The sequence below is a fragment of the Enterobacter sp. E14S genome (assembly GCF_055666685.1).
Map to the genome: position 1 here is coordinate 806,640 of NZ_JBVODQ010000001.1, position 23,714 is coordinate 830,353.

Consider the following 23,714-nt stretch of genomic DNA (forward strand, 5'->3'; position numbering starts at 1 on the left):
CTTCTCTTTTGAACCTAATTTCTGCATCATTGAAAATATTAACTTTTCGCGCCTGGGGTGAGATTATGTCTACTATTGACGCACAAGCTGTAGCACAACGAATTGATACCGTGCTGGATATCCTGGTGGCGGGCGATTACCACTCTGCTATCCGTAATCTCGAGATCCTGAAGTCTGAACTTCTTGCTCAGAATGGTGCTGACAATGCGCCAGAAAACAGACAGCCAAAAGCGCCGTGGGAAGTTTAATCCCACCGTCTCCGACCTCGTTTCGCTTTATTAAATGGATGCTATGAATTCCCGACAACAACTCATTTTGCAGATGGTCATCGATCAGGGACGCGTAAGCGTAGTCGATCTCGCTAAAACCACTGGCGTTTCTGAAGTCACCATCCGTCAGGATCTTAATCTGCTGGAAAAACAGAGCTACCTGCGTCGCGCGCACGGATATGCTGTCCCGCTTGACAGTGACGACGTTGAGACGCGCATGATGAATAACTACGCGCTCAAACGTGAACTGGCGGAATTTGCCGCGTCCCTGGTGAACAACGGCGAGACCGTCTTTATTGAAAACGGCAGCAGTAATGCCCTTCTGGCGCGCACGCTTGCCGATCAAAAGGACGTTACTATCATCACCGTCAGCAGCTATATCGCGCATTTGCTTAAAGAGACGCGCTGCGAGGTGATTCTGCTCGGCGGTATTTACCAGAAAAAAAGTGAAAGCATGGTAGGCCCGCTGACCCGTCAGTATGTCCAGCAGGTTCATTTCAGCAAGGCCTTCATCGGAATTGACGGCTGGCAGCCGGAGACGGGTTTTACCGGCCGGGATATGATGCGCTCTGACGTCGTGAATGCCGTGCTGGAAAAAGAGTGTGAAGCTATTGTGCTCACCGACAGCTCTAAATTTGGCGCCGTTCACCCTTATACGATGGGCCCCGTTTCACGCTTTAGCCGCGTGATTACCGACGAAAGATTGAGCGACGCGCACCGTAATAAGCTGGAAAATGACGGACTGATCGTCAATATTATTAAAACGACCGCCTGAGTTCCCTCCGCGCCCGAATTTCGGGCGCATACGCCCCTTCTTTCTCTGAGATGATTCCTGGTACTTCTTTAAGAGTTTTTACCTGTTTAACCTGCATTAAAGTCGTAAAATTAATGTTAGCGATATAACAGGAAGTGACTATCACCTGCGTGATTACGTAACGCCTGCGCGACCAGCTTTCACGGAGAACAGAATTAAGTATTCGATTCGTCTATACTTAACGTGTACATCTTTCCGTGAATCGATAATTCAGGAGAAAGTATTATGACCTTAACCAGCAAAAAATTAGCCGCCGCTGTTCTGGCAATCACTTTAGCAATGTCCCTGAGCGCGTGCTCTAACTGGTCTAAACGTGACCGTAACACCGCTATTGGTGCCGGTGCCGGTGCTCTCGGTGGTGCAGTATTAACGGATGGTAGTACGCTGGGTACATTAGGTGGCGCTGCTGTCGGTGGTATTATCGGTCACCAGGTTGGCAAATAATTATTATCTAAGCCTTCCCCGGTATTGCGATATTTGAACGCATTTCAGGTCTGACATACGCACGTATATAACACGAGCCACGGCAAATGCCGTGGCTCATTTATTTTAGCCACCTGCCAGTTTGACTTTCATACCCTTGGCTTCCAGCAGAGATTTTATTAAATCGCGCTTATCTCCCTGGATTTCAATAATGCCGTCTTTCACGGCGCCGCCGCAGCCACATTTTTTTTTCAACTCTGCCGCCAGCTTTGCCAGTTCAGCATCATCCAGGTCAATGCCGGAGATAAGGCAAACCCCTTTCCCTTTTCGTCCACTGGTCTGGCGCTGGATCCGAACGATGCCATCCCCCTTTGGACGTTCCACTTTCGCTTTCGGCTCGTCTATACGCCCGCTATCGGTTGAATAGACCAGACGGCTGTTGGAATCGGTCATTAGGCCCCCTTTTTCAGCGATGCGTTGATAGCCTTAAGCGTCTCAGCCGGGTTGGCAGACTGCGTTACCGGACGCCCGATGACCATGTAGTCAACGCCAGCAGCCAGCGCCTGCTCAGGCGTCATAATACGGCGCTGATCGCCCACTTCGCTGCCTGCAGGACGAATACCTGGCGTAACCAGTTTAAAATCCTGGCCCAGCGCTGATTTGAAACGTACCGCTTCCTGCGCGGAACAGACGACGCCATCCAGGCCGCAATGCTGCGTCAGACGTGCGAGACGTTCGGCATGCTCGGCGGGTGACAACGTCACGCCCAGGTCGCGAAGATCGTTTTCGTCCATACTGGTCAGCACGGTGACCGCAATCAGCAACGGTGCATCTTTACCGAACGGCAGGAGCGCCTCACGGGCGGCGGTCATCATTCTTGCCCCACCCGATGCATGGACGTTGACCATCCATACGCCCAGCTCTGCGGCTGCGGCAACCGCGTGCGCCGTGGTATTCGGGATATCGTGGAATTTCAGGTCGAGGAAAACGTCAAAGCCGCGCTGCTGCAGATCGCGAACGATTTGCGGTCCAAACAGCGTGAACATCTCTTTGCCAACTTTCAGACGGCAGTCGCGAGGGTCGATGCCGTCGACAAACGCCAGTGCAGCGTCACGCTTATTGTAATCGAGCGCGACAACAACAGGAGAATCCGTAATTACGCGGGAAGTGGAGGATGTAACAGACGTCATGACCAGCCCTTTTCGTCTATGGGAGCGCAGCGGCGCGGAACAGATAAACGGCCAGCATTCTACCTGCCGACGCCGCAAATTGACAGGATCCATTTACGCGCCTGCCAGGCCGGCAAACCGCACGGAGCACAGGACAGGGGAAAAACCATCAGTATGTTGTAACTAAAATGCGGCGTTTTAAAAAATTACTGCCCGTCCAGGCCACGGATTGGCTTGATGGTGGACCAGGCGCGGCAGGAAGGACAGTGCCAGTAGAGCGTATACGCGGTAAAACCACACTTCTGGCAGCGATAGCGCGGCTTGCTGCGCACCTGTTCGCCAACCATGTCGCGCAGCACCATCAGGCTCTCTTTGGCGCGCCCTTCTTCTGCGTCGTTCAGGTGGTAATCCATCAGCTTGTGGAACACCCGCATGGTCGGATGACGCTGCAGCTGACGCGTAATATAAACCTGCGCGGTGTCGCTTCCCTCATACTGCTCAACGACGTCTGAGAGCATCAGTTCAGCGGTGGCGCCGGTATTTTCTTCCACGCAGCGACGCAGGAATGCTACCCACTCTTCCTGCTTGTCGAGCTGTTGATAGCAGGTTTGCAGCATTTCCAGCGTTTCACTGACCAGTTCTTTGTCCTGGTCGATAACCCGCAGCAGGCTTTCAACTGCTTTGGCGTAGTCGCCATTCGCCATAAAGACGCGCCCCATCATGATGGAGATGCGCGCGCTGTTGCGGTCCGCGGCGGCGCCTTTCTTCAGCAGCGCCATGGCTTTATCCATGTCGTCGTTGCCCATCTGCTGAAGCGCAAGCTCACAGTAGAAATGGGCGATCTCAACGCGCTGCTTATCTTTACCCAGCTTCACCAGACGTTCAGCGGTATCAATGGCTTTCTGCCAGTCGCTGGTTGCCTGATAAATCTGCAGGAGTTGCTGCAACGCGCCGATGCGGAAATCTGTTTCATCCACCAGCTGCGCGAACATATCTTCAGCGCGATCGTATAACCCCGCGGCCATGTAATCCCGCCCCAGCTGTTGCACCGCAAGGAGACGTTGATCGTAGGTCAGCGAGGCGCTTTCCATCAGAGTCTGGTGAATACGAATGGCGCGATCGACCTCGCCGCGCGAGCGGAACAGGTTGCCCAGGGTGAGATGCGCTTCAACCGTCCCCGTATCCTCTTTCAGCATATCGAGGAACAGGTCTACCGCTTTGTCCTGCTGATTGCTCAGGAGGAAGTTCACCCCCGCAACGTAGTCGCGGGAGAGCCGGTTGGCCTCATCCTGTTTTGTTTGTTGCGCACTTCTGCGGCCCATATACCAGCCATAGGCTGCGGCTACAGGCAAAAGCAGAAACAACAACTCGAGCATAGTCGATTATTCCTTCACGACCGGCACACCAGAGCTTTCCGGGATGTCAGACGCAGGGGCAATGTTATTTTCGAGTCGCTTAATTTTACGTTCAGCGCGCGCAAGAGAAACACGGACTTTCAGCCAGAACAGACCGCAAACCAGCCAGCCAATGGCAAAGCCGGCAGCAAACAGGACCGCCAGCAGGCTCGAGACGCGATACTCACCCTGAGCCAGCAGATAGTTAAACGTCACCTGCTGATCGTTTTGTGCACCCAACGTGACTGAAATGACAAAAATCGCCAATACCAGTAAGAAAATGAGTAAATATTTCACATTACTTCCCGTTATGTGGTTCAAGCGAATAAAGTGTGTTCAATTCACCGCAATCAGCCTTATAAACTACCATTTTAGCGACGAGCGCGAAACGGAAAAAGTGACGCGCAGGTCATGGATCTATGGGCAAAATGCGGAATATCAACCGTCAGGCGTCTGTCTGGTCCCTTTCGGCTATTTCTTCTTTCTCTTCTGGCGGTGGCGTTAACGGGCCGCAGAATCGTTCAGTGAGCCAGGTCGCCATCATAATCAGCAGCCATGAGATGAGCGTGGCGACGACCAGGTCGCGCGGCCAGTGCATCCCCAGCAGCAGGCGGCTTCCCATAACCCCGGTCGCCCAAACCAGTAAAATCACGATAGTGATCGTTCGACGCCTTGGCCAAAGCAGCCCAACCCCCAGCAACGCCCAGCTGGCCGCAAACATGGTGTGACCGGAAGGAAACGCGAACCCGGTCTCTTTTTGCCAGTGTTTACGCAAGAATTTCGGGATATCCTGCTGTTCCGCAAGCTGTTCTTTCACCAGCGCGCCACGATCTTTTCGCTTTAAATTGTAGAACTCATCCACCGGAACATGATGCGTTTTTTCCAGCCAGACGACAAAAGGACGCGGTTCCTGTACGCGATCTTTAACCCAGGACTTCACGCCCTGGCCGACAAGGATAGCGCCCCCAAGGATCGCAAAGAGCACCAGCGCCGCGCGCAAACGAAAGCGCAGGCACCACAGAAACCAGACGCAGAGGAGTACGTGGGTAATAATCCCCCACGGCTGGGTGACCGTTTCCGTTATCCAGTATAACGTTTTCAGCCACGTGGCGTTCTGCCCGGGCTGCCACATCCAGCCTGAAAGCCATACGGCCAGAGGCATAATCAGTAAAATGGCCGCACCTGCTGCCGTACGTCTGGCGATTGAAAGCATGTCTTCTCCTTTTTCGCTAAGCGTCACAATCATAACTGAAATTAATCATCCTGGTGGATATGTCGGATCGTGCGTTTAACGTTCATATAGCATGGTGCCCATTAGGCGAACCTGCTGAGCTTGTGGCAAAATGAACTGATACAGAAAGCAAAACAGGGCAAAGGCACGAAACGTGTCAGCCTACTCTGGAGAATCACATGCAGCTTAAACGTGTGGCAGAAGCCAAACTGCCAACCCCATGGGGCGATTTCCTGATGGTGGGTTTTGAAGAACTGGCAACCGGACAGGATCATGTCGCGCTGGTTTATGGTGACATTTCAGGGCAGACGCCGGTTCTGTCCCGCGTCCATTCAGAGTGTCTAACCGGCGACGCGCTGTTCAGCCTGCGCTGTGATTGTGGTTTCCAGCTGGAAGCCGCCCTGTCTCATATTGCAGAAGAAGGCCGCGGTGTGCTGCTTTATCACCGTCAGGAAGGTCGTAATATTGGTCTGCTGAATAAAATCCGCGCCTACGCGCTTCAGGACCAGGGCTACGATACGGTTGAAGCAAACCATCAGCTTGGCTTTGCCGCTGACGAACGCGACTTCACCTTATGCGCCGATATGTTCAAGCTGCTGGGCGTGGACGAAGTTCGCCTGCTGACCAATAACCCGAAAAAAGTGGAGATCCTGACCGAAGCGGGGATCAACATCGTCGAGCGCGTACCGCTTATTGTCGGCCGTAACCCGAAGAACGCCCACTACCTGGATACCAAAGCCGCCAAAATGGGCCATCTGCTGAAAGAGTGATGCTAAAAAGCCCGGCACGGGTGCCGGGCTCGTTTCATCAATCCAGCATCTTACGAATCACATAATGTAAAATGCCGTCGTTCTGGTAATAGGTCAGCTCGGTTGCCGTATCAATACGGCACCGGCAATCCAGCACCTCGATTTTCCCGTCTGCCCGCGTTAACTTCACCGGCACCGTTTTCCCCGGCTGCAGATTTTGCAGACCGCTAATCTCAATCTGCTCTTCCCCGGTCAGTCCCAGCGTTTTACGCGTCACGCCCTGCGGAAACTCGAGCGGCAGGATCCCCATACCAATCAGATTCGAGCGGTGAATACGTTCGAACGATTCGGCGATGACCACGCGAACGCCAAGCAGACGCGGACCTTTCGCCGCCCAGTCGCGGCTGGAGCCGGAACCGTACTCTTTCCCGGCGATCACCGCCAGCGGCGTACCTTCCTGTTGATATTTGACCGCCGCATCATAAATCGAAACCACTTCCGTCCCCGGCAGATGGCGCGTCATGCCCCCTTCCACGCCCGGTACCATTTCGTTACGAATGCGGATGTTGGCAAAGGTCCCGCGCATCATGACCTCATGGTTGCCGCGACGCGAGCCGTAGGAGTTAAAATCGCGGCGTTCGACGCCCCGGCTCTGCAGATAACGGCCTGCCGGGCTATCGGCTTTGATACTCCCCGCCGGAGAGATATGGTCGGTCGTGACGGAATCTCCCAGCATCGCCAGTATGCGCGCGCCGTGGATATCCTTAAGCGGTGCCGGCTCGGCCAGCATCTCATCAAAGAACGGCGACAGACGAATATAGGTCGAGTCATCCTGCCAGTCGTAGGTATCTGAGCCCACGACGTTAATGGTTTTCCACTCCGGCGTGCCTTCAAAGACCTCTGCATACTCTTTGCGGAACATCTCGGTTGAGACCTTTTCAACGGCCAGCGCGATTTCACGCGAAGATGGCCAGATATCTTTCAGGTAGACAGGATCGTTCTTGCGATCGTGACCAATCGGATCGGTCGCCAGGTTGATATTCATGTTCCCTGCAAGGGCATACGCCACGACCAGCGGCGGTGAGGCGAGCCAGTTGGTTTTCACCAGCGGGTGAATACGCCCTTCAAAGTTTCGGTTACCGGACAGGACCGCGCCTACCGTCAGGTCACCCTGCTTGATCGCCGTTTCAATGGGTTCAGGCAGCGGGCCGGAGTTACCAATACAGGTCGTACAGCCGTAGCCCACGAGGTTAAAGCCCAGTTCGTCAAGGTACGGCGTCAGTTTGGCCTGCGCCAGGTAATCCGATACCACTTTGGAACCCGGTGCCAGCGAGGCCTTGACCCATGGCTGAGGTTTTAGCCCAAGCTCTACCGCCTTTTTAGCCAGCAGACCGGCCGCCATTAATACGCTGGGGTTCGAGGTGTTGGTGCAGGAGGTAATGGCCGCAATCACAACCGCGCCATCCGGGAGCTGATACTGATGTCCGTTCAGAACATAGTCGACCGGACGGTGATCTTTCTGCGCCACGTTCACTTCCAGAGCATTGCTGGCGGCGAAGGCTTTTGGCACGTCACTCAGCGCAACCCGATCCTGCGGACGTTTCGGTCCGGCGAGGCTCGCCTCGACGCTTCCCATATCGAGTTCGAGCGTGCTGGTGAAGACCGGTTCATCGCCCGGGTTTCGCCACATGCCCTGCGCTTTGGTATAGGCCTCTACCAGCGCGACCTGCTCTTCGCTGCGCCCGCTAAGGCGCATGTATTCCAGCGTGACGTCATCGATGGGGAAAAAGCCGCAGGTTGCACCATATTCCGGTGCCATATTGGCAATGGTGGCACGGTCGGCCAGCGGCAGCGAATCCAGACCATCACCGTAGAATTCTACAAACTTGCCCACCACACCATGCTTACGCAGCATCTGGGTGACGGTGAGCACCAGATCGGTGGCGGTAATGCCTTCAGACAGCTTGCCTGTGAGCTTGAAGCCCACCACGTCAGGGATAAGCATGGACACCGGCTGGCCGAGCATGGCCGCTTCCGCTTCGATCCCCCCGACGCCCCAGCCCAGCACGCCCAGACCGTTGATCATGGTGGTATGCGAGTCCGTGCCCACCAGCGTATCCGGATAGGCGACCCACTCTTTATCCTGTAATTCACTCCAGACGGCTTTACCCAGATATTCAAGGTTAACCTGGTGACAAATACCGGTACCCGGCGGGACCACGCTAAACCGGCTGAATGCCTGCTGCCCCCACTTCAGGAATACGTAGCGCTCGTGGTTGCGCTCCATCTCCAGACGCACGTTCTCGCCAAAGGCGTCATCATCACCAAAGCGGTCAACGGTTACGGAGTGGTCAATGACGAGGTCAACGGGGGAAAGCGGATTCACTTTTGCCGTATCTCCGCCGAGACGCTTAACGGCCTCGCGCATCGCGGCTAAATCAACGACGGCAGGAACACCGGTAAAGTCCTGCATCAGCACCCTGGCCGGGCGGTAGGCGATTTCTCTGTCGGCATGGGCATTTTCCAGCCACCCTGCCAGCGCCTGGATATCATCGAGGGTGACAGAGTCACCGTCCTGCCAGCGCAATAGATTTTCCAGTAAAACTTTCAATGACTTGGGTAAACGCGAAATGTCCCCAAGCGTTCTGGCAGCCAGCGGCAGGCTGTAGTAATGCCAGGTTTTATTTTCTGCCTGTAACGTGTCCTTACTGGCTTCGCGTAGGGTTAACGACATAAGCTCCTCCTTAATCACAGAGATGCCCCGACAATCATCAGGGCCGTAATTAAAGATAACACAAAGATGTCGTAACGTTTTGATAACAACCCAAATTGATAAATTTAGGATTGGTCCAGAAAGAGAAAACAAAAAACCCCGCCGTAGCGAGGTTTTACAATTTAGTGGAGGGCTAACCAGATGAGCTGACTCCAGAACAGAATCGACACGGTAAAAACGCCGATCCATGACCAGTATTTGTGAGACGTCATGTTATTCATCATAGGGACACCAGGCATTATTTATTAAAAGTTCCGAGGTAAGTCCTCAGTGCTATATTGCTGATGTGTATTTATTAAAGAGTACGAAAGTGCAGAGTCGATATTCAGACTATTTGCATCGTTACGCAATTAACTAAATTATTGTTTTTTGGGTTCGTCTTCTGCGAACACATCAATAAACGCTTGCTGCTGCGGCGTCAGTTTCCAGGACGCGGGTACAACAGTCGCAGGTGCTTTACGCCCTCTGTGGCCGTTGTCACGATGCTGACACATCTGTTTTACCGTTTCTGTACGTACCGTCACTGCCATATTTAACCCCAATATTTCCAGGCCAGGAGAGCAACCACCACCCAAAACAGGGTAGAGACGAGAAAGACCGCCAGCCAGGCTTTACGCTTGAGCGCAGGATCCCTTTGCGGTTCTTCACTTCCTGAAGGCATTGCTAACCTCATACAATCGACATCGCTTATCATTTAGGACCAAACAATTGGTACAATTAATCATCTGTTGAGATAAATCCTAAAGAAACTTTAGCCGAAAAGCCAGTGAATTTACGCACCGGAAGGTATGAAATATTCAATCTTTTGACCAGAAATAAATAATTGAAAAGAAAAATTTGCGAAGGCGTAAATTAGTTTCTACTTTTGTCGCCAATTCACGACATTATAACCTTACGGATTAAATGGACAATGACATTATATGACAGGGGATGCGCAGATGATGATAATTCTAATTTAGCTTTGAGGCGTTATTTCGGTATCTTTCCCTAAGGGAAAGATACCGGGTGTGATTATTTTTCGGGGAGTTTGATGTCTTTAAACATCTCTTCAATATCTTCATTTGAGCGTAATGCAACGGCGGTATCAACCACGTCACGCGTTAAATGAGGGGCAAAGCGCTGAATAAAATCATACATATAGCTGCGCAGGAAGGTGCTGCGACGGAAGCCAATCTTTGTGGTGCTATGACTGAAAACATCATGAGCATCAAGACGCACCAGGTCAGGGTCTGACACTGGATCCACCGCCATGCTGGCAATAACGCCCACCCCCAGACCAAGCCGCACATAGGTTTTAATCACGTCGGCGTCCGTCGCGGTAAAGACAATGCGTGGCGTTAACCCTGCCCGGTTAAAGGCCGTATCAAGCTCGGACCGTCCGGTAAAGCCAAACGTATACGTCACCAAAGGATATTGCGCCAGCTCTTCGATAGTGACCGACCCTTTACCCGCCAGGGGGTGATCGGGGGTCACCACGATAGAACGATTCCAGTGATAGCATGGAAGCATCACCAGATCGTCATACAGGTGAAGCGCTTCGGTGGCGATGGCAAAGTCTGCATTCCCCTTGGAAACGGCTTCAGCAATTTGCGTTGGCGAGCCCTGATGCATATGCAAAGAGACGCGAGGATAACGCTCGATAAAGCCTTTGATCACACCGGGTAGCGCATAGCGCGCCTGGGTATGCGTCGTGGCAATATACAGCGAACCTTTATCCGGCCAGGTGTGTTCTCCCGCCACAGACTTAATTGCGTCGACTTTGGAGAGGACTTCCCGCGCAATGCGGATAATTTCCTGCCCCGCAGGCGTCACCTGGGTGAGATGCTTACCGCTGCGGGCAAATATCTGGATACCTAACTCGTCCTCCAGCATACGAACTTGTTTGCTGATGCCCGGTTGCGAGGTATACAACCCCTCGGCGGTAGAAGAGACGTTAAGGTTATGATTCACCACCTCAACGATATAACGAAGCTGCTGTAATTTCATGCCAGACCATCCGATTTAGCGCATGCGGTCAATCGCTTAAGACGATTTAATAATAAGAAACAGGTTAACTATAACCACTATATCATTTATAGCCTGACTGTATAGTACGGAACAAAAAATAATAACAAGGCAATAAAAAAGGGCCGGAAATCCGGCCCTTTTACAGGTAAGTTACGGTAAGGGAAGATTATTTCTTGCCTTCAACCCATTTGCCATCGACAAAGAAGGCTGACCATCCGGTCGCTTTACCCTCTTTCTCGGCCGCAACATACTGCTGCTTAGTTTTACGGCTAAACCGTACCACGGTTTTGTTGCCTTCCGGATCCTGCTGTGGCGCATCGGCCAGATAACGCAGCTTCTCAGGCAGACGATCGCGGAAGCGATGCAACTCTTCCACCAGCGGCGCGCGCGTTTCACGCGATTTCGGGAAGGTGTTGGCGGCCAGGAAGACACCTGCGGCACCATCACGCAGCACGAAGTACGCGTCGGATTTCTCGCACGGCAGTTCTGGCAGCGGAACCGGATCTTCCTTCGGAGGAGCCACTTCGCCGTTACGCAGAATTTTGCGCGTGTTTTTACACTCGTCGTTGGTACAGGCCATGTACTTACCGAAACGCCCCATTTTCAGGTGCATTTCAGAACCACACTTCTCGCATTCCACAATCGGGCCGTCATAGCCTTTAATGCGGAACTCGCCCTCTTCGATCTCATACCCGTCACACGTTGGGTTATTACCGCAGACGTGCAGCTTACGTTTTGGATCGATCAGGTAGCTGTCCATTGCCGTGCCGCATTTCTTGCAGCGGCGTTTGGCACGCAGAGCGTTAGTTTCCGCATCGTCACCCTCCAGCACGTTGAGAACTTCGTTCTCAGGCACCAGGTTGATGGTGGTTTTGCAGCGCTCTTTTGGTGACAGCGCATAGCCGGAGCAGCCAAGGAATACGCCCGTGGTTGCGGTGCGGATCCCCATCTTGCGACCGCAGGTTGGACAGTCGATGCTGGTCAGAACCATCTGGTTAGGCAGCATGCCGCCCTCTTCAGGGTCTTTCTCTGCTTTTTCAAGCTGGTCGGTAAAGTCGCTGAAGAAGCTGTCGAGTACCTTTTTCCATTCCGCCTGATGGCTGGCAACCTGGTCGAGGCTGTCTTCCATTTGCGCGGTGAAATCGTAGTTCATCAACTCGCGGAAGTTTGCTTCCAGACGGTCAGTGACGATCTCACCCATTTTTTCCGCATAGAAACGGCGGTTTTCAACGCGCACGTAGCCGCGGTCCTGAATGGTCGAGATGATGGACGCGTAGGTCGATGGACGACCAATACCGCGTTTTTCCAGCTCTTTCACCAAGGACGCTTCACTGAAGCGCGCAGGCGGCTTGGTGAAGTGCTGTGCCGGAACCAGATCGACAAGCGACAACTCGTCACCTTTGTTCACCGCCGGCAGCGTCCGGTCTTCATCACCTTTACGCAGCGCAGGCATCACTTTCGTCCAGCCGTCGAAACGCAGGATACGACCGCGCGCTTTGAGACGGAACTCGCCCGCGCCAACGGTCAGCGTGGTGGAGTCGTACTGCGCTGGCGTCATCTGGCACGCCACGAACTGGCGCCAGATCAGCTGATACAGCTTCTGCGCGTCGGCTTCCATGTCTTTCAGCGATTCCGCTAACACCGAGACGTCAGAAGGACGAATCGCTTCGTGCGCTTCCTGAGAGTTCTCTTTGCTGGCGAACTGGTTGGCGCTTTCCGGCAGGTATTTCTTACCGAAATTGTCGCTGATATAGCCGCGGACCATGTTGACCGCATCCTGACTCAGGTTGGTTGAGTCGGTACGCATGTAGGTGATGTAGCCCGCTTCATACAGGCGCTGGGCCATCATCATGGTCTTCTTCACGCCATAACCCAGACGCGTGCTTGCAGCCTGTTGCAGCGTGGAGGTAATAAACGGTGCTCCCGGCTTGCTGCTGGTCGGTTTGTCTTCACGTTCCAGCACCTGATAGCGTGCTTTTTCCAGCAGCGCTACGGCGGCCATGGTCTGGTCGCGGTTTTCTGGACGGAAAGGCTTGTCGTTGTGATGGCTCACCTGCAGCGGCAGAGCGTCACCGCCCGGCGTGGTCACATTGGCATCGACTTCCCAGAACTCTTCCGGCACGAAGGCTTTAATTTCGCGCTCACGCTCAACGACCAGACGCACGGCGACGGATTGCACACGCCCTGCGGACAGGCCTCGGGCAATCTTCTTCCACAGCAGTGGAGAGACCATGTAGCCCACAACGCGGTCCATAAAGCGACGTGCCTGCTGTGCGTTTACGCGGTCAATATTCAGTTCGCCCGGCTTCTCAAACGCCTGACGAATCGCATTCTTCGTAATTTCGTTAAACACTACACGGCTGTAGCGTTTGTCATCACCACCGATCACTTCCCGCAGGTGCCACGCAATGGCTTCCCCTTCGCGGTCAAGGTCGGTTGCGAGATAGATGTGGTCTGCTTTTTCAGCAAGCTGCTTCAGCTCGTTAACGACTTTTTCTTTCCCGGGCAGCACTTCATATTGTGCATCCCAGTTATGCCATGGGTTAACACCCATGCGGTTGACAAGCGCGCTACGTTCATCCTTTTTAGGCTTTTTAGCCCCTTTGGTGGAGGTAGAGTCTGCGCTCTTTTTGCTGGCTGAGCCACTGGTCGGCAAATCGCGGATATGACCGACGCTGGACTTAACCACGTAGTCATTACCCAGATACTTATTGATCGTTTTGGCTTTTGCCGGGGACTCAACGATGACGAGAGCTTTACCCATATTCACCTTTACCTAATTTAATTCTTCCAGGAATACGCCGCACGTTGATTTCCCTTCCGCTGACGACGAGCCAATGATATTGCGACTGCGTCAGGAGATATCAACCCCTTTGACTTACCGGACGTTAATGAGAAGACGCCCAGGTGATTGAGTTTTCGGGTATTTTTCTCACATCTCGTGTAATTCGTGACGAATTCCCGGTTGAATGTCAAGCAATTCTGTTGCCAGAATGACGAAAGCGCACACTCTACCTGATAAAATTCGTTACGCAACTTTATTAGCATGCAAAAGCAGATCCCGCCAGCCAGGACCCTGCACCTTATCCCCTCACATTACAGGGAAAATTTGCCCCCAAAGCGCCCTCGGCGTAGACTATTGTCACTGTTTAAGGAGTGGATTATGCAGAATACGACCCAACCTATTGACCGAGCCTCTCTGCTTATCGAAGCAAACAAGCTTATCCGTGACCATGAAGATACGCTGGCGGGCATTGAAGCCACCGGCGTAGAGCAGCGTAATGGCGTGCTGATTTTCAGCGGCGAATACTTCCTTGACGAACAGGGTTTACCGACCCCGAAAAGCACCGCCGTGTTTAACATGTTCAAATACCTGGCGCATACGCTTTCAGAGAAATATCACCTGGTCGATTAATGCAAAACGCGAGGCATATGCCTCGCGTTTTTGTTTACAGCAGCGGTTTTTGTCCGCGCTGTAGCCAGCGCAGCATCAGACGGTCCGCGCTTTCTGCCGCACTGTTGGTAAAGCGGTCAAGGAGTCGCTTACGCTGGGTAAAGCGCACGCCCACCAGTTCCCGGCCTTCCATCAGATTGAGCAGCAGATCGTCGCTGGTTCCGACTTCATCCACCAGCCCTTTCTCCTGCGCCTGGACGCCGTACCAGTGCTCGCCCGTCGCTACCTGTTCAATATCGAGGGTTGGGCGCATACGGTGTACAAAATCTTTAAAGAGATGATGCGTTTCGTTGAGATCTTCGCGGAATTTTTGACGCCCTTCTTCCGTGTTTTCCCCCAGCAGCGTCAGGGTACGTTTGTACTGACCCGCCGTGTGAAGTTCGATATCAATCTCTTTATTTTTCAGGAAGCGGTTAAAGTTCGGAATTTGTGCGACCACGCCGATCGAGCCAATAATGGAGAACGGCGCGGCAACAATTTTGTCCGCCACGCAGGCCATCATGTAGCCACCGCTCGCGGCCACTTTATCCACGGCAACGGTCAGCGGGATCTGTTTTTCACGCAGGCGCTGCAGCTGTGAGGCGGCCAGTCCGTAACCGTGAACCACCCCGCCCGGGCTTTCAAGACGCACGACAACCTGATCCTGCGGTGTCGCTACGGCCAGAACGGCAGTCACTTCTTCCCGCAGAGAAGACACTTCATGCGCATCCATACTGCCTTTAAAATCGAGCACATAGACGCGCGGCGTGGCCTTATCCTGCGGCGCATTGAGCTTTGCTTTTGCCTTTGCCGCTTTGGCTTCCTGTTTATGCTTTTTCTTCTGCGCTTTCAGCCAGAGCTTCTGTTGATGACTATCAAGCAGCGCCAGAGACATCTCTTCCTGCATTTCTTTATACTGCTCGCTAAGGCGGGTGATGCGTAACTCCCCACGCTGACGCTTGCGCTGCGTCAGGTTGGCAATCAGAACGGCGACCACCGCAATGGCAACCACCACCGTCGCGATTTTGGCCAAAAACAACCCATATTGAGAAAGTAATTCCACGCGTTCCACCTTGATTTAACCACGAATCTTTCACGGCAGTGTACAACAGCCCTGCCCATGCGTCTCGCTCGTGACATTACCTCTGCGAGCAGCCTTCAGGAATCCCCGGACTGGAGTTTAAATATTTGCAAATTGTTAATTTTACAGTAATGCGTCCTGTAGACTGATTGAATTATTAGGCTAATTCGGGCATAAAGCCGAAAAGTCATCATAAAGGCGCCAATGCGTCACCGGTCGCCTGAGGAGTCACCGTGCATTATCAACCGCAAAAAAATCTGCTGCAAAACCGGATTATTCTTGTCACCGGTGCCAGCGACGGGATTGGCCGCGAGGCAGCCCTGACATACGCCGAATATGGCGCCAACGTCATTCTGATCGGGCGCAACGAAGAAAAACTGAAAAACGTCGCCCAGGAGATTGAGGCCGTATGCGGCACGCCGGCCCCGTGGTATACGCTCGATTTACTGACCTGCACGCCCGCGGTGTGCCAGGAATTAGCCCAGCGCATCAGCGCTCACTATCCGAGACTCGACGGCGTGCTGCATAACGCCGGTTTGTTAGGCGAGGTTCGTCCGATGGATGAACAGGATCCAGATATCTGGCAGCAGGTGATGCAGGTCAACGTCAACGGCACGTTTTTCCTCACACAGGCATTGCTTCCTTTATTACTCAAATCCGAGTCCGGGTCCCTGGTCTTTACCTCGTCCAGCGTTGGCCGTGAAGGACGCGCAAACTGGGGAGCCTATGCCGTTTCAAAATTCGCGACCGAAGGCATGATGCAGGTGCTGGCGGAGGAGTACCAGAGCCGCCATCTGCGCGTAAACTGCATTAACCCGGGCGGTACGCGCACCAAAATGCGCGCCAGCGCGTTCCCGAGCGAAGATCCGCAGAAGCTGAAAACCCCGGCAGACATTATGCCGCTCTATCTCTGGCTGATGGGCGACGACAGCCGCCGTAAAACCGGGATGACCTTTGACGCCCAGCCGGGACGTAAACCAGGAATTTCGCAATGAGTGAAGAACGCCATCAGCAGCGCCAGCAGCGTCTGAAAGAACAGGTCGATGCGCGCGTCGCGGCAGCCCAGGACGAACGTGGGATCGTCATCGTTTTTACCGGCAACGGAAAAGGGAAAACCACCGCCGCATTCGGCACGGCGACACGCGCCGTTGGACACGGTCAAAAAGTGGGCGTGATCCAGTTTATCAAAGGCGAATGGCCCAACGGTGAGCGGAATTTGCTTGAGCCTCACGGCGTTGAGTTTCAGGTGATGGCGACCGGGTTTACGTGGGATACCCAGAACCGGGAAACGGATACTGCAGCCTGTCTCGCCGTCTGGGAGCATGCAAAGAGAATGCTGGCCGATCCCTCGCTGAATATGGTTCTGCTGGATGAGATCACCTATATGGTCGCCTACGACTACCTGCCGCTGGAAGCCGTGCTGGATGCTCTGAAGAATCGTCCTGTACACCAGACGGTTATCGTCACGGGGCGCGGATGTCATCGGGATATTCTGGAGATGGCCGATACCGTCAGCGAGCTGCGTCCGGTCAAACATGCGTTTGATGCAGGCATCAAAGCGCAAATGGGGATTGATTACTAAAGAAAAAAGCCCGGTTCGTTGACCGGGCTTTTATATTAACCGTTGTTGTTACGGCTGCCGGAGCGGCGACTGCTGCTCACCTGGCTGTGTCGCTTCACTGCGCGACGGATCTGATTCGCCTTCATGCGACGACGATCTTTTTCCACCGCCACTTTTGAGGTGGTTTCCGGCGTCAGGCCGACCAGCTCGCGCAGGTAGTTGGTTTGGGTCAGATCCAGTTCGGTATACCCACCGCGCGGCAGACCTTTCGGCAGCAGAATGTCGCCGTAACGGACGCGGATCAGGCGGCTAACCTGCACGCCTACCGCTTCCCAGAGACGACGAACTTCGCGGTTACGGCCTTCGGTCAGGGTCACGTTGTACCACTGGTTAATGCCTTCCCCACCGGTAAATTTGATGGTTTTGAACGCCGCAGGACCGTCTTCAAGCTGAACGCCACGCGACAGATCGCGCAGTTTATTTTCGTCAACCTGGCCAAATACGCGCACCGCGTATTCACGTTCCACTTCACGGCTTGGGTGCATCAGACGGTTTGCCAGTTCACCATCGGTGGTAAACAGCAGCAGACCGCAGGTGTTTACGTCCAGACGACCGACGGCAATCCAGCGAGCGCCGCGCAGTTTAGGCAGACGGTCAAATACCGTCGGACGACCTTCCGGGTCGTTGCGGGTGCACAGCTCGCCTTCCGGCTTGTAGTAAGCCAGCACGCGGCAGATCTGTTCTGCGGACTCTTTCACGGAGATGAGGTGACCGTCGATGCGGATCTTCAGCCCCGGTACGATTTCAACGCGGTCACCCAGCGTGGCGATTTTACCGTCCACACTCACGCGGCCCGCTTCAATAATGGCTTCGATTTCACGGCGTGAACCGTGGCCGGCACGCGCCAGCACTTTCTGTAACTTCTCGCTCATTGAGCTTCCTCAGGTGTCGCCTTCACAGGCGTCTGGTGTACTTTCAAAAACAACGAGTTAACGCTAAAATTAAACTAACTCGCTGATCTGTAAATATTTCATGGTACACAGCATGGCAAACAACGTGTCACACAAGCTGTCACACACAATGATTCGTGGGCGCACATATTACACGAATTTTAGACTAAATGATTCAACAAGTTTTGTGCGTCTGAGTCTTGGTACTGACAGTCAAAAACAAGCCGAAGTGGTCATGAATCATGATCCGCCCATACATTCCTCTCGTTCAGAATGGGACAATGGGTATTGAAGAGTTTAAGCGGAAGATTTAAGGCTACCGAGCCGCCACTAAGCAGGACTTTGATAGCTATCTACTACGTGCCCTTGAAAGAGATGTTGCCGAAGTGGAGCGCCTCCCAGAGTTGGGCCAACAGTGCCCCCGCTACTCCTCGGTGCTTTACCGTACATCCTCCCCCTCGGATATTTGGGGATTGTCGGGGTAAAAACCGGGAGAGCCACAAAATTCGCGCTTAATAGCTCATGCAATGGCGAAGAGCATCACCCCCTTGCCTTGGTAAACACTACATTCCCCCCGATCATCTCTTCTACGTGACTGTAATCACGGCCCGGAATGATCCTAGGCAGCTAAACAAGATAGGTTTTTAACTACTCTTTTTTTGGGAAAACTTGCAGTGCATACATGACCAATTATTGGTCGGCTTAATCCCGTATCCTGGTACACCGTCATGAACGACAGAGCGCAGGTGATGCTTCTTATTGTCCCCTTCGTAGCATTTCGGACAGAAAGGAGTTTCATCACCTTCTTTCCAGTACAACGGCGGCTTAAATACGAACGTTGATTTATCTACCAACTGTTCTTCAAAGTGCTTGTTTTTTGTTCAGCGTCGAAAAGCAAAGTCTGGGTAGTTATCGCTTCGATTTTGGCGTTAGCAAGTTCAACCATCATATTAGCCAACTCAAGTTTGAGCGTTGCCTAGTCCAGTTCATCACTATTATTCGCCAGTTTCTGGGTGATGCTCACCGCTTTATCAAGGATTCCAACCGCTGCCGCCGTACCTGCCAAAATGCCTGCCATAGCGTCCCTTGTCTGAGATTTGTTGAAGATTAATGCTCACCACTTTACCGGATAACCTTCTGTTACGAAAAGAAGTTTAACTTAGGTCTAATACTTGTTGCTCATGGGGTTATTGCTTGTAAAATGACCTCTGTGATTATTTCTATAACAAGTAGAGGGACTTATGAAACAGTACAACAACGATCTTACCCCTGAAATCATCGCATCTTTAGATGCTCCTCGTTATACCGACAACCAACTGTCCGAAATGAATGAAAAAGCCCGCCAACTCGTTATCGAGCAGCAAAAGTACGCCGAACACCATCCAGTTACAGCTATCTATCGTACAGCCGTTGCCGGAAGCCGCACTCTTCAGGGCGGCGTTGTCGATGAGCCTAATCCCGATCCGAGCCAAGGTATGAAAGTCCAACTCGATAGCGGTGAATGGGCCAGCATTGTCACAGAAGGTGCAACCGTCACTTATCCAGACGGAACGAAAGCTGTCATCATCGCCAGCGCCGGGCAGTTAAGCGAATGGAAAGGTAAAGGAATTGCACTGGTTGGTAGCATGCTTGATAACGGAGATGTAATTATCAGCACCCCTGATTATGGATTAGTGTTCTCTTTCCGCGAGGGTGAATCAATTCCAGATGATTTCCTGACTGTTGAAAAGGTGGCATAAATGGGGGGAATGCGTCCAAACGTTTTAGGGCGGGGAATGGCGTTGTTTGGCGATCAGACTACAACTGGCGCAAAACTCATCCCATCCCTTTCTTTCGGTAACATTCTTGGTCGCCGTCCGATTGTTCTGGGTGACAAGACCACAGCTTGCCCAAAATGCGGCAAAGAAGGGAAAGTTGTTGAAGGTGAGCCACACCGTACAATCCACCAAATCCCAGTTGCCGTGGACAGGTGCCTCGTTTTATGTGGCTGCCCGTCAGGGTCTAACCGTATCATAGCCCCTCTGGGGTGGATCGGCCCAGGTGAATCCCCTTCTCAGGCAACCGCAAGGTATCTGGCAGAAGCGGCAACCGCAGCATCCGCTCTTGCTGCATCTCAACAGCCGCAGGCAGAACCAGAACAACACGCCCAGACAGCAAAAAAGAAAACCGGTATTGATGCAGGTTTTGCCGTTCTTCCCTATGGTGGTACTACAGAAGCCTGGCAGCGTCTGCTATTCACAGGCACCCCACCAGCGGGAGCAAAGGAGCTATTCGCTACGCTGAATGGTGCAGACAAAAGCTATAAAGCTGGTTCGATTATGCTTCTGGTTGACCCTGATAAACAGGACGACGAACAGATCGCCCACATGAAAGCCGCGAAAGCGCGAGTCGATGCAGCGTTAGAACCGCTGACAATCCAGGAAGCCAACTTTCTTCATAAGAACAAAGACACTATTGATCTGTTTACTTCCCGCACCAGTACGACTACTGGAATCGCCGCTGAAGCGGCGGGGAAGTACTTTGAGAAGATCGAAAGTGTTCTGACTCAAATCCAACAAGCATACAAAAATCAGTACATTACCAGCGGATCACTGATCAGCGAACAGTTCTATGTTGAGAGGCGGCAGCTTTTCAGCGAACTCGATAGTATCCTCACTGATTTCATCCGTCACAAACTCGCCTTGCAAGATTATCCAGACATTAAGCGAGCGTTGGGACTTTCAACCAGTTCGATCACTCATCGCTGGAACCAAACCGGGGTTGCAGACATTGAGGGCTACGCCACCTTCATCGATAAAGCTGCAAAGTATGTGAAAATGATGAAAACAGCGGGCTATGTCGGGATCACGTTTGATGGTGTGAACAGACTGGATAAGATATATGAAGCCTGCACAGTCGGGTCTGACTGCGAGAAAACGGCGTATACCGAGGTAGGAAGTTTTGGTGTGGGGTTAGGCACCGGAATTGGCGCAGGTGCGCTTGTTTCTGGTTCGGTGTCTACTACGGTTTGCTCAGTTGTCTTGGGTGCACTAACGATTGAAGCTGCTGGTGCTGGAATGTTGGCCTGCGGCGTGATCTTCACTGGTTCGGTTGGCTATGCTGGAGGGGAGTTAGGTGGTAAGTTTGGCGAAATGATAGGTGAAAGAATTTATGAGGTCACAAAGTGACGGTTTCTGTTTTCGATGTCCTCGTTATTGGTACTGGGGGAGTGATCCTGCTCTCAGCTGTCACTATGATTGTACTGTCAATTTTGAACAAAAAACGCTTCCTTGAAGTATGTCGTTTGTATGAAAGGGAGTTTGGCTCTGTGCCACTTGCTGCCACAGTGTTAAGAGATGCTGATTTACTCGGTTTCACTGCTGGATACTCAACAAAAATGGACTTCATTATCCATCCATTGATCTTTGGCAAAAAGTCTATCCAGAGCAAAAATGAGGATGTAGATTTTATACGAGGACTGCCTGCAAACATCAAATACTGGTTTATAGCCGAATTCTTGTGTTCATTGGTTATTTTTATTGGCCTTATTATTGGTTGCATCTGCCTTTGGGTCGATAAATGATCAATTCGGCAGATCTAATCATTTGCGGGTTCAGAGGATTAAGCCTCATCTGAGGTATAACTGTAGCAGTGCTCTCATCTCTAAACAAAAAGCGTTTCTCCACGATCTGCACGCTGTATAAAGAAAAGTTTGGTTCTCTCCCTGCCGGAGCGGTTATCTTCGATAATGCCGATTCTATAGGGGTTAGCTCAGGTTATGCAGCGAAGATCAACTTTATCGTGAATCCTTTGATCTTTGGTAAAAGCTCAGTTGACTGTACAAATGATGATGTTGCATTTATTAGAGACTTGCCACCTCACCTCAAAAACTGGTTTATCGTCGAGTACGCTTTCTCTGTTTTAGGATTGCTATCAATCATTATCGCCGGGATTGTTCTGTACTTACGATAAACCCCCAAAGTAAAGCCAGCAATCAAGCTGGCTTGCAATTAGCACATAGCGATCCCTCATTTCCACCAGCCTCTCCCCTGCTCCCGAATCAAAGAAGTCCGTTGGTGATACCAGCTTATTGACGCAGATGTTGAAGCCTGCCAGAGAATAAAAAACGGTGTGCATAAAGGATGGGAGTCAAAGTGCTGCTAAAGCTGTCATAAAAAGCGAAGTTCACCATTAACGAAGTTAAAGTAATACATTGATTCATAATGTTTTTCATTCTTCGCATGCCTCACAGGCGTCGAGCCGAGTCAAAGCAGGGCCTTGCCCTGCTTTGATGGCCGCGTAGTATACTTTACAAGAAAGGCTTTACGTCACCCACGCCTTCACGAATCACTTCCGGTGCATCTTCGGTTAAGTCGACCACGGTGGTCGGCTGCTGGCCGAGATAGCCGCCGTGAATAATCAGCTCGACCACCTTCTCCAGACGATCTTTGATCTCTTCCGGATCGGACTCGGTAAATTCGCTTCCGGGCAGCATCAGCGAGGTGGAGAGCATCGGTTCGCCGAGGGTTTCCAGCAGCGCCTGCGCAATCGGGTTCGACGGCACGCGCATACCGATGGTTTTGCGTTTCTCCTGCAGCAGACGACGCGGTACTTCCTTCGTGCCCTTCAGGATGAAGGTGTAGTTGCCCGGCGTGTTGTTCTTAATCAGGCGAAACGCCACGTTATCAACATACGCATAGGTCGACAGCTCAGAGAGATCGCGGCACATCAGGGTAAAGTTATGGCCGTCCGGCAGCTGGCGAATACGGCAAATGCGCTCCATTGCCCCTTTATCTTCGATTTTGCAGCCCAGCGCGTAGCCTGAATCGGTCGGGTAGACAATCACGCCGCCTTTGCGGACGATCTCCACGGCCTGGTTGATCAGACGTGGCTGCGGGTTATCCGGATGGATATAGAAAAACTGACTCATACTTCCCTCTCTTCAATTTGCTGCGGCTGTTCCCAGAGCTGCCAGACCGGCTCAACGCCAGCAGGCAACCAGAGCTTGCGCCCCAGTTCGATCCACGCGCAGGGCTGATGGAAATCAGAGCCCTGTGACCCAAGCAGGCCGAACTGGCGGGCATAGGTCGCGAGCTGCGCGCGCTCGTTGGGCGCCTGCTGACACTGGGCGACTTCCATCGCCTCGCCACCGCATTCGGAAAAGTGTGCCAGCAGCCTTTTCAGCCATTTAGCAGAAAGATTATACCGCCCAGGATGGGCCAGCACGGCCTTACCGCCAGAATGATGAATCACATCAATAGCTTGTTTTATTGTACACCACTGTGGCGGAACGTATCCGGTTTTACCGCGCGCCAGATACTTTTTAAAGACGTCCGCCATGGTCGTCGCTTTGCCCGCGTCGACCAGAAAACGGGCGAAATGACCGCGGGTAACCGCCCCGCCGTTCGCCATCTTTTGCGCGCCTTCCAGCGCGCCCGGAATATGCGCCTTTTCCAGACGCTCGCCGATCATCTCTGCGCGCTGATTGCGGCGCGTTTTTTGTTCTTGCAAAAATGCCGTAAGTGCCGGATGGTCTATATCGATATTCAGGCCAACAATATGAATCTCATGGTTTTCCCAGACGGTCGAGATCTCGACGCCGGACACCAGATTCAGCGCCAGCCCGCTGCGGGCAATCTCGGCGCGCGCCGCCGGAATGGCATCAGTGGTATCGTGATCGGTTATCGCCAGCGTGCCGACGCGCATTTCAACGGCGCGATGAACCAGGGCTTCGGGTGTCAGCAGGCCGTCAGAGGCCTGAGTATGGCTGTGTAAATCATAAATAATGGCGTAGGTGGTATCGCTCAAAGCACTTCCCATAACAGGTTGGAGACATCCGAAAACACCATGATACCGACTTAACGCGAAATTCTGAAATCAA

General features: G+C 52.7%; 25 protein-coding genes. 10 read left to right on the forward strand and 15 right to left on the reverse strand.

Features of this window, described 5'->3' with window-relative positions; all coding sequences use genetic code 11:
• Positions 1 to 65: 65 nt before the first annotated feature.
• The 3 genes from ACZ6J2_RS03875 (at position 66) to osmB (ending at position 1,527) form a co-directional block, all read left to right on the forward strand.
• Positions 66 to 248, forward strand: coding sequence for a YciZ family protein (locus tag ACZ6J2_RS03875; RefSeq protein ID WP_024907126.1), 183 nt, complete (start codon positions 66 to 68; stop codon positions 246 to 248).
• A 43-nt stretch (positions 249 to 291) separates the two neighbouring features.
• A complete protein-coding gene (yciT, locus tag ACZ6J2_RS03880) occupies positions 292 to 1,044 on the forward strand; it encodes a DNA-binding transcriptional regulator YciT (RefSeq protein WP_311392301.1) in 753 nt (250 codons plus the stop codon).
• A gap of 264 nt (positions 1,045 to 1,308) precedes the next feature.
• Positions 1,309 to 1,527 carry an osmotically-inducible lipoprotein OsmB gene (gene osmB, locus ACZ6J2_RS03885; protein ID WP_284949967.1) on the forward strand — a complete coding sequence of 73 codons (219 nt, stop codon included), beginning with the start codon at positions 1,309 to 1,311 and terminating at the stop codon, positions 1,525 to 1,527.
• Between the two features lie 105 nt (positions 1,528 to 1,632).
• Here the strand turns inward: osmB and yciH are convergent, their stop codons facing one another.
• The 5 genes from yciH to pgpB form a co-directional block, all read right to left on the reverse strand.
• Positions 1,633 to 1,959, reverse strand: coding sequence for a stress response translation initiation inhibitor YciH (gene yciH, locus ACZ6J2_RS03890; RefSeq protein WP_023312064.1), 327 nt, complete (start codon positions 1,957 to 1,959; stop codon positions 1,633 to 1,635).
• Complete coding sequence (gene pyrF, locus ACZ6J2_RS03895; RefSeq protein WP_045355906.1) at positions 1,959 to 2,696, reverse strand: orotidine-5'-phosphate decarboxylase; 738 nt, start codon at positions 2,694 to 2,696, stop codon at positions 1,959 to 1,961. Before pyrF ends, yciH begins: the two co-directional genes overlap by 1 nt.
• Before the next feature lie 185 nt (positions 2,697 to 2,881).
• The gene (gene lapB, locus ACZ6J2_RS03900) at positions 2,882 to 4,051 is read right to left on the reverse strand and encodes a lipopolysaccharide assembly protein LapB (RefSeq protein ID WP_023335944.1); all 1,170 of its coding nucleotides are present in this window, start codon (positions 4,049 to 4,051) and stop codon (positions 2,882 to 2,884) included.
• Positions 4,052 to 4,057: 6 nt separating this feature from the next.
• Positions 4,058 to 4,366, reverse strand: coding sequence for a LapA family protein (locus tag ACZ6J2_RS03905; RefSeq protein ID WP_023312067.1), 309 nt, complete (start codon positions 4,364 to 4,366; stop codon positions 4,058 to 4,060).
• A 148-nt stretch (positions 4,367 to 4,514) separates the two neighbouring features.
• On the reverse strand, positions 4,515 to 5,282 hold the full coding sequence (gene pgpB / locus ACZ6J2_RS03910; protein WP_471724856.1) for a phosphatidylglycerophosphatase B: 768 nt from the start codon (positions 5,280 to 5,282) through the stop codon (positions 4,515 to 4,517).
• Between the two features lie 197 nt (positions 5,283 to 5,479).
• Between pgpB and ribA the strand changes: the two genes are divergently transcribed.
• Entirely contained in the window at positions 5,480 to 6,070 is a 591-nt protein-coding gene (ribA, locus tag ACZ6J2_RS03915; protein ID WP_008501210.1) for a GTP cyclohydrolase II, read from the forward strand.
• 37 nt (positions 6,071 to 6,107) lie between these two features.
• Here ribA and acnA read toward each other — a convergent pair whose 3' ends face one another.
• The 6 genes from acnA to topA all read right to left on the reverse strand — a co-directional run bounded on the left by acnA (position 6,108) and on the right by topA (position 13,593).
• Entirely contained in the window at positions 6,108 to 8,783 is a 2,676-nt protein-coding gene (gene acnA, locus ACZ6J2_RS03920) for an aconitate hydratase AcnA (protein WP_048979148.1), read from the reverse strand.
• Positions 8,784 to 8,944: 161 nt separating this feature from the next.
• A complete protein-coding gene (gene ymiC / locus ACZ6J2_RS03925; RefSeq protein WP_032623144.1) occupies positions 8,945 to 9,043 on the reverse strand; it encodes a small membrane protein YmiC in 99 nt (32 codons plus the stop codon).
• A gap of 138 nt (positions 9,044 to 9,181) precedes the next feature.
• Positions 9,182 to 9,352 carry a hypothetical protein gene (locus ACZ6J2_RS03930; RefSeq protein WP_032656727.1) on the reverse strand — a complete coding sequence of 57 codons (171 nt, stop codon included), beginning with the start codon at positions 9,350 to 9,352 and terminating at the stop codon, positions 9,182 to 9,184.
• A gap of 2 nt (positions 9,353 to 9,354) precedes the next feature.
• Entirely contained in the window at positions 9,355 to 9,495 is a 141-nt protein-coding gene (locus ACZ6J2_RS03935; protein WP_213327741.1) for a YmiA family putative membrane protein, read from the reverse strand.
• Between the two features lie 338 nt (positions 9,496 to 9,833).
• Positions 9,834 to 10,808 carry an HTH-type transcriptional regulator CysB gene (gene cysB / locus ACZ6J2_RS03940; protein WP_008502814.1) on the reverse strand — a complete coding sequence of 325 codons (975 nt, stop codon included), beginning with the start codon at positions 10,806 to 10,808 and terminating at the stop codon, positions 9,834 to 9,836.
• 187 nt (positions 10,809 to 10,995) lie between these two features.
• The gene (topA, locus tag ACZ6J2_RS03945; protein WP_047651111.1) at positions 10,996 to 13,593 is read right to left on the reverse strand and encodes a type I DNA topoisomerase; all 2,598 of its coding nucleotides are present in this window, start codon (positions 13,591 to 13,593) and stop codon (positions 10,996 to 10,998) included.
• Positions 13,594 to 13,992: 399 nt separating this feature from the next.
• On the opposite strand from topA, the gene ACZ6J2_RS03950 reads away from it, so the two are divergent.
• Positions 13,993 to 14,244: a YciN family protein gene (locus ACZ6J2_RS03950; RefSeq protein ID WP_023312072.1), complete on the forward strand. Its 252-nt coding sequence runs from the start codon at positions 13,993 to 13,995 to the stop codon at positions 14,242 to 14,244.
• A 34-nt stretch (positions 14,245 to 14,278) separates the two neighbouring features.
• Here the strand turns inward: ACZ6J2_RS03950 and sohB are convergent, their stop codons facing one another.
• Positions 14,279 to 15,325, reverse strand: a complete 1,047-nt coding sequence (sohB, locus tag ACZ6J2_RS03955) for a protease SohB (protein WP_471724857.1) — start codon at positions 15,323 to 15,325, stop codon at positions 14,279 to 14,281.
• 251 nt (positions 15,326 to 15,576) lie between these two features.
• On the opposite strand from sohB, the gene ACZ6J2_RS03960 reads away from it, so the two are divergent.
• Complete coding sequence (locus ACZ6J2_RS03960) at positions 15,577 to 16,338, forward strand: YciK family oxidoreductase (RefSeq protein WP_039263558.1); 762 nt, start codon at positions 15,577 to 15,579, stop codon at positions 16,336 to 16,338.
• Positions 16,335 to 16,925 (forward strand): cob(I)yrinic acid a,c-diamide adenosyltransferase, encoded by a 591-nt coding sequence (gene cobO / locus ACZ6J2_RS03965; RefSeq protein ID WP_471724859.1) that lies wholly within the window; start codon positions 16,335 to 16,337, stop codon positions 16,923 to 16,925. Before ACZ6J2_RS03960 ends, cobO begins: the two co-directional genes overlap by 4 nt.
• Before the next feature lie 35 nt (positions 16,926 to 16,960).
• Here the strand turns inward: cobO and rluB are convergent, their stop codons facing one another.
• Positions 16,961 to 17,836 (reverse strand): 23S rRNA pseudouridine(2605) synthase RluB, encoded by an 876-nt coding sequence (rluB, locus tag ACZ6J2_RS03970; protein ID WP_023312076.1) that lies wholly within the window; start codon positions 17,834 to 17,836, stop codon positions 16,961 to 16,963.
• Positions 17,837 to 19,095: 1,259 nt separating this feature from the next.
• Here rluB and ACZ6J2_RS03975 point away from each other — a divergent pair.
• Genes ACZ6J2_RS03975 through ACZ6J2_RS03985 form a run of 3 tightly spaced genes read left to right on the forward strand, consistent with a single transcriptional unit; the run spans position 19,096 to position 21,416 of the window.
• Positions 19,096 to 19,593: a hypothetical protein gene (locus ACZ6J2_RS03975; protein WP_262769609.1), complete on the forward strand. Its 498-nt coding sequence runs from the start codon at positions 19,096 to 19,098 to the stop codon at positions 19,591 to 19,593.
• Entirely contained in the window at positions 19,594 to 21,021 is a 1,428-nt protein-coding gene (locus ACZ6J2_RS03980) for a PAAR domain-containing protein (protein ID WP_262769607.1), read from the forward strand.
• Positions 21,018 to 21,416: a hypothetical protein gene (locus ACZ6J2_RS03985; RefSeq protein WP_257261025.1), complete on the forward strand. Its 399-nt coding sequence runs from the start codon at positions 21,018 to 21,020 to the stop codon at positions 21,414 to 21,416. The genes ACZ6J2_RS03980 and ACZ6J2_RS03985 overlap by 4 nt, the downstream gene beginning before the upstream one ends.
• Positions 21,417 to 22,142: 726 nt before the next feature.
• On the opposite strand, the gene ACZ6J2_RS03990 is transcribed toward ACZ6J2_RS03985, so the two are convergent.
• Positions 22,143 to 22,763 (reverse strand): L-threonylcarbamoyladenylate synthase, encoded by a 621-nt coding sequence (locus ACZ6J2_RS03990; protein WP_003856793.1) that lies wholly within the window; start codon positions 22,761 to 22,763, stop codon positions 22,143 to 22,145.
• Positions 22,760 to 23,641, reverse strand: coding sequence for an RNase RNM (rnm, locus tag ACZ6J2_RS03995; protein WP_471724862.1), 882 nt, complete (start codon positions 23,639 to 23,641; stop codon positions 22,760 to 22,762). The genes ACZ6J2_RS03990 and rnm overlap by 4 nt, the downstream gene beginning before the upstream one ends.
• Positions 23,642 to 23,714 lie beyond the last annotated feature (73 nt).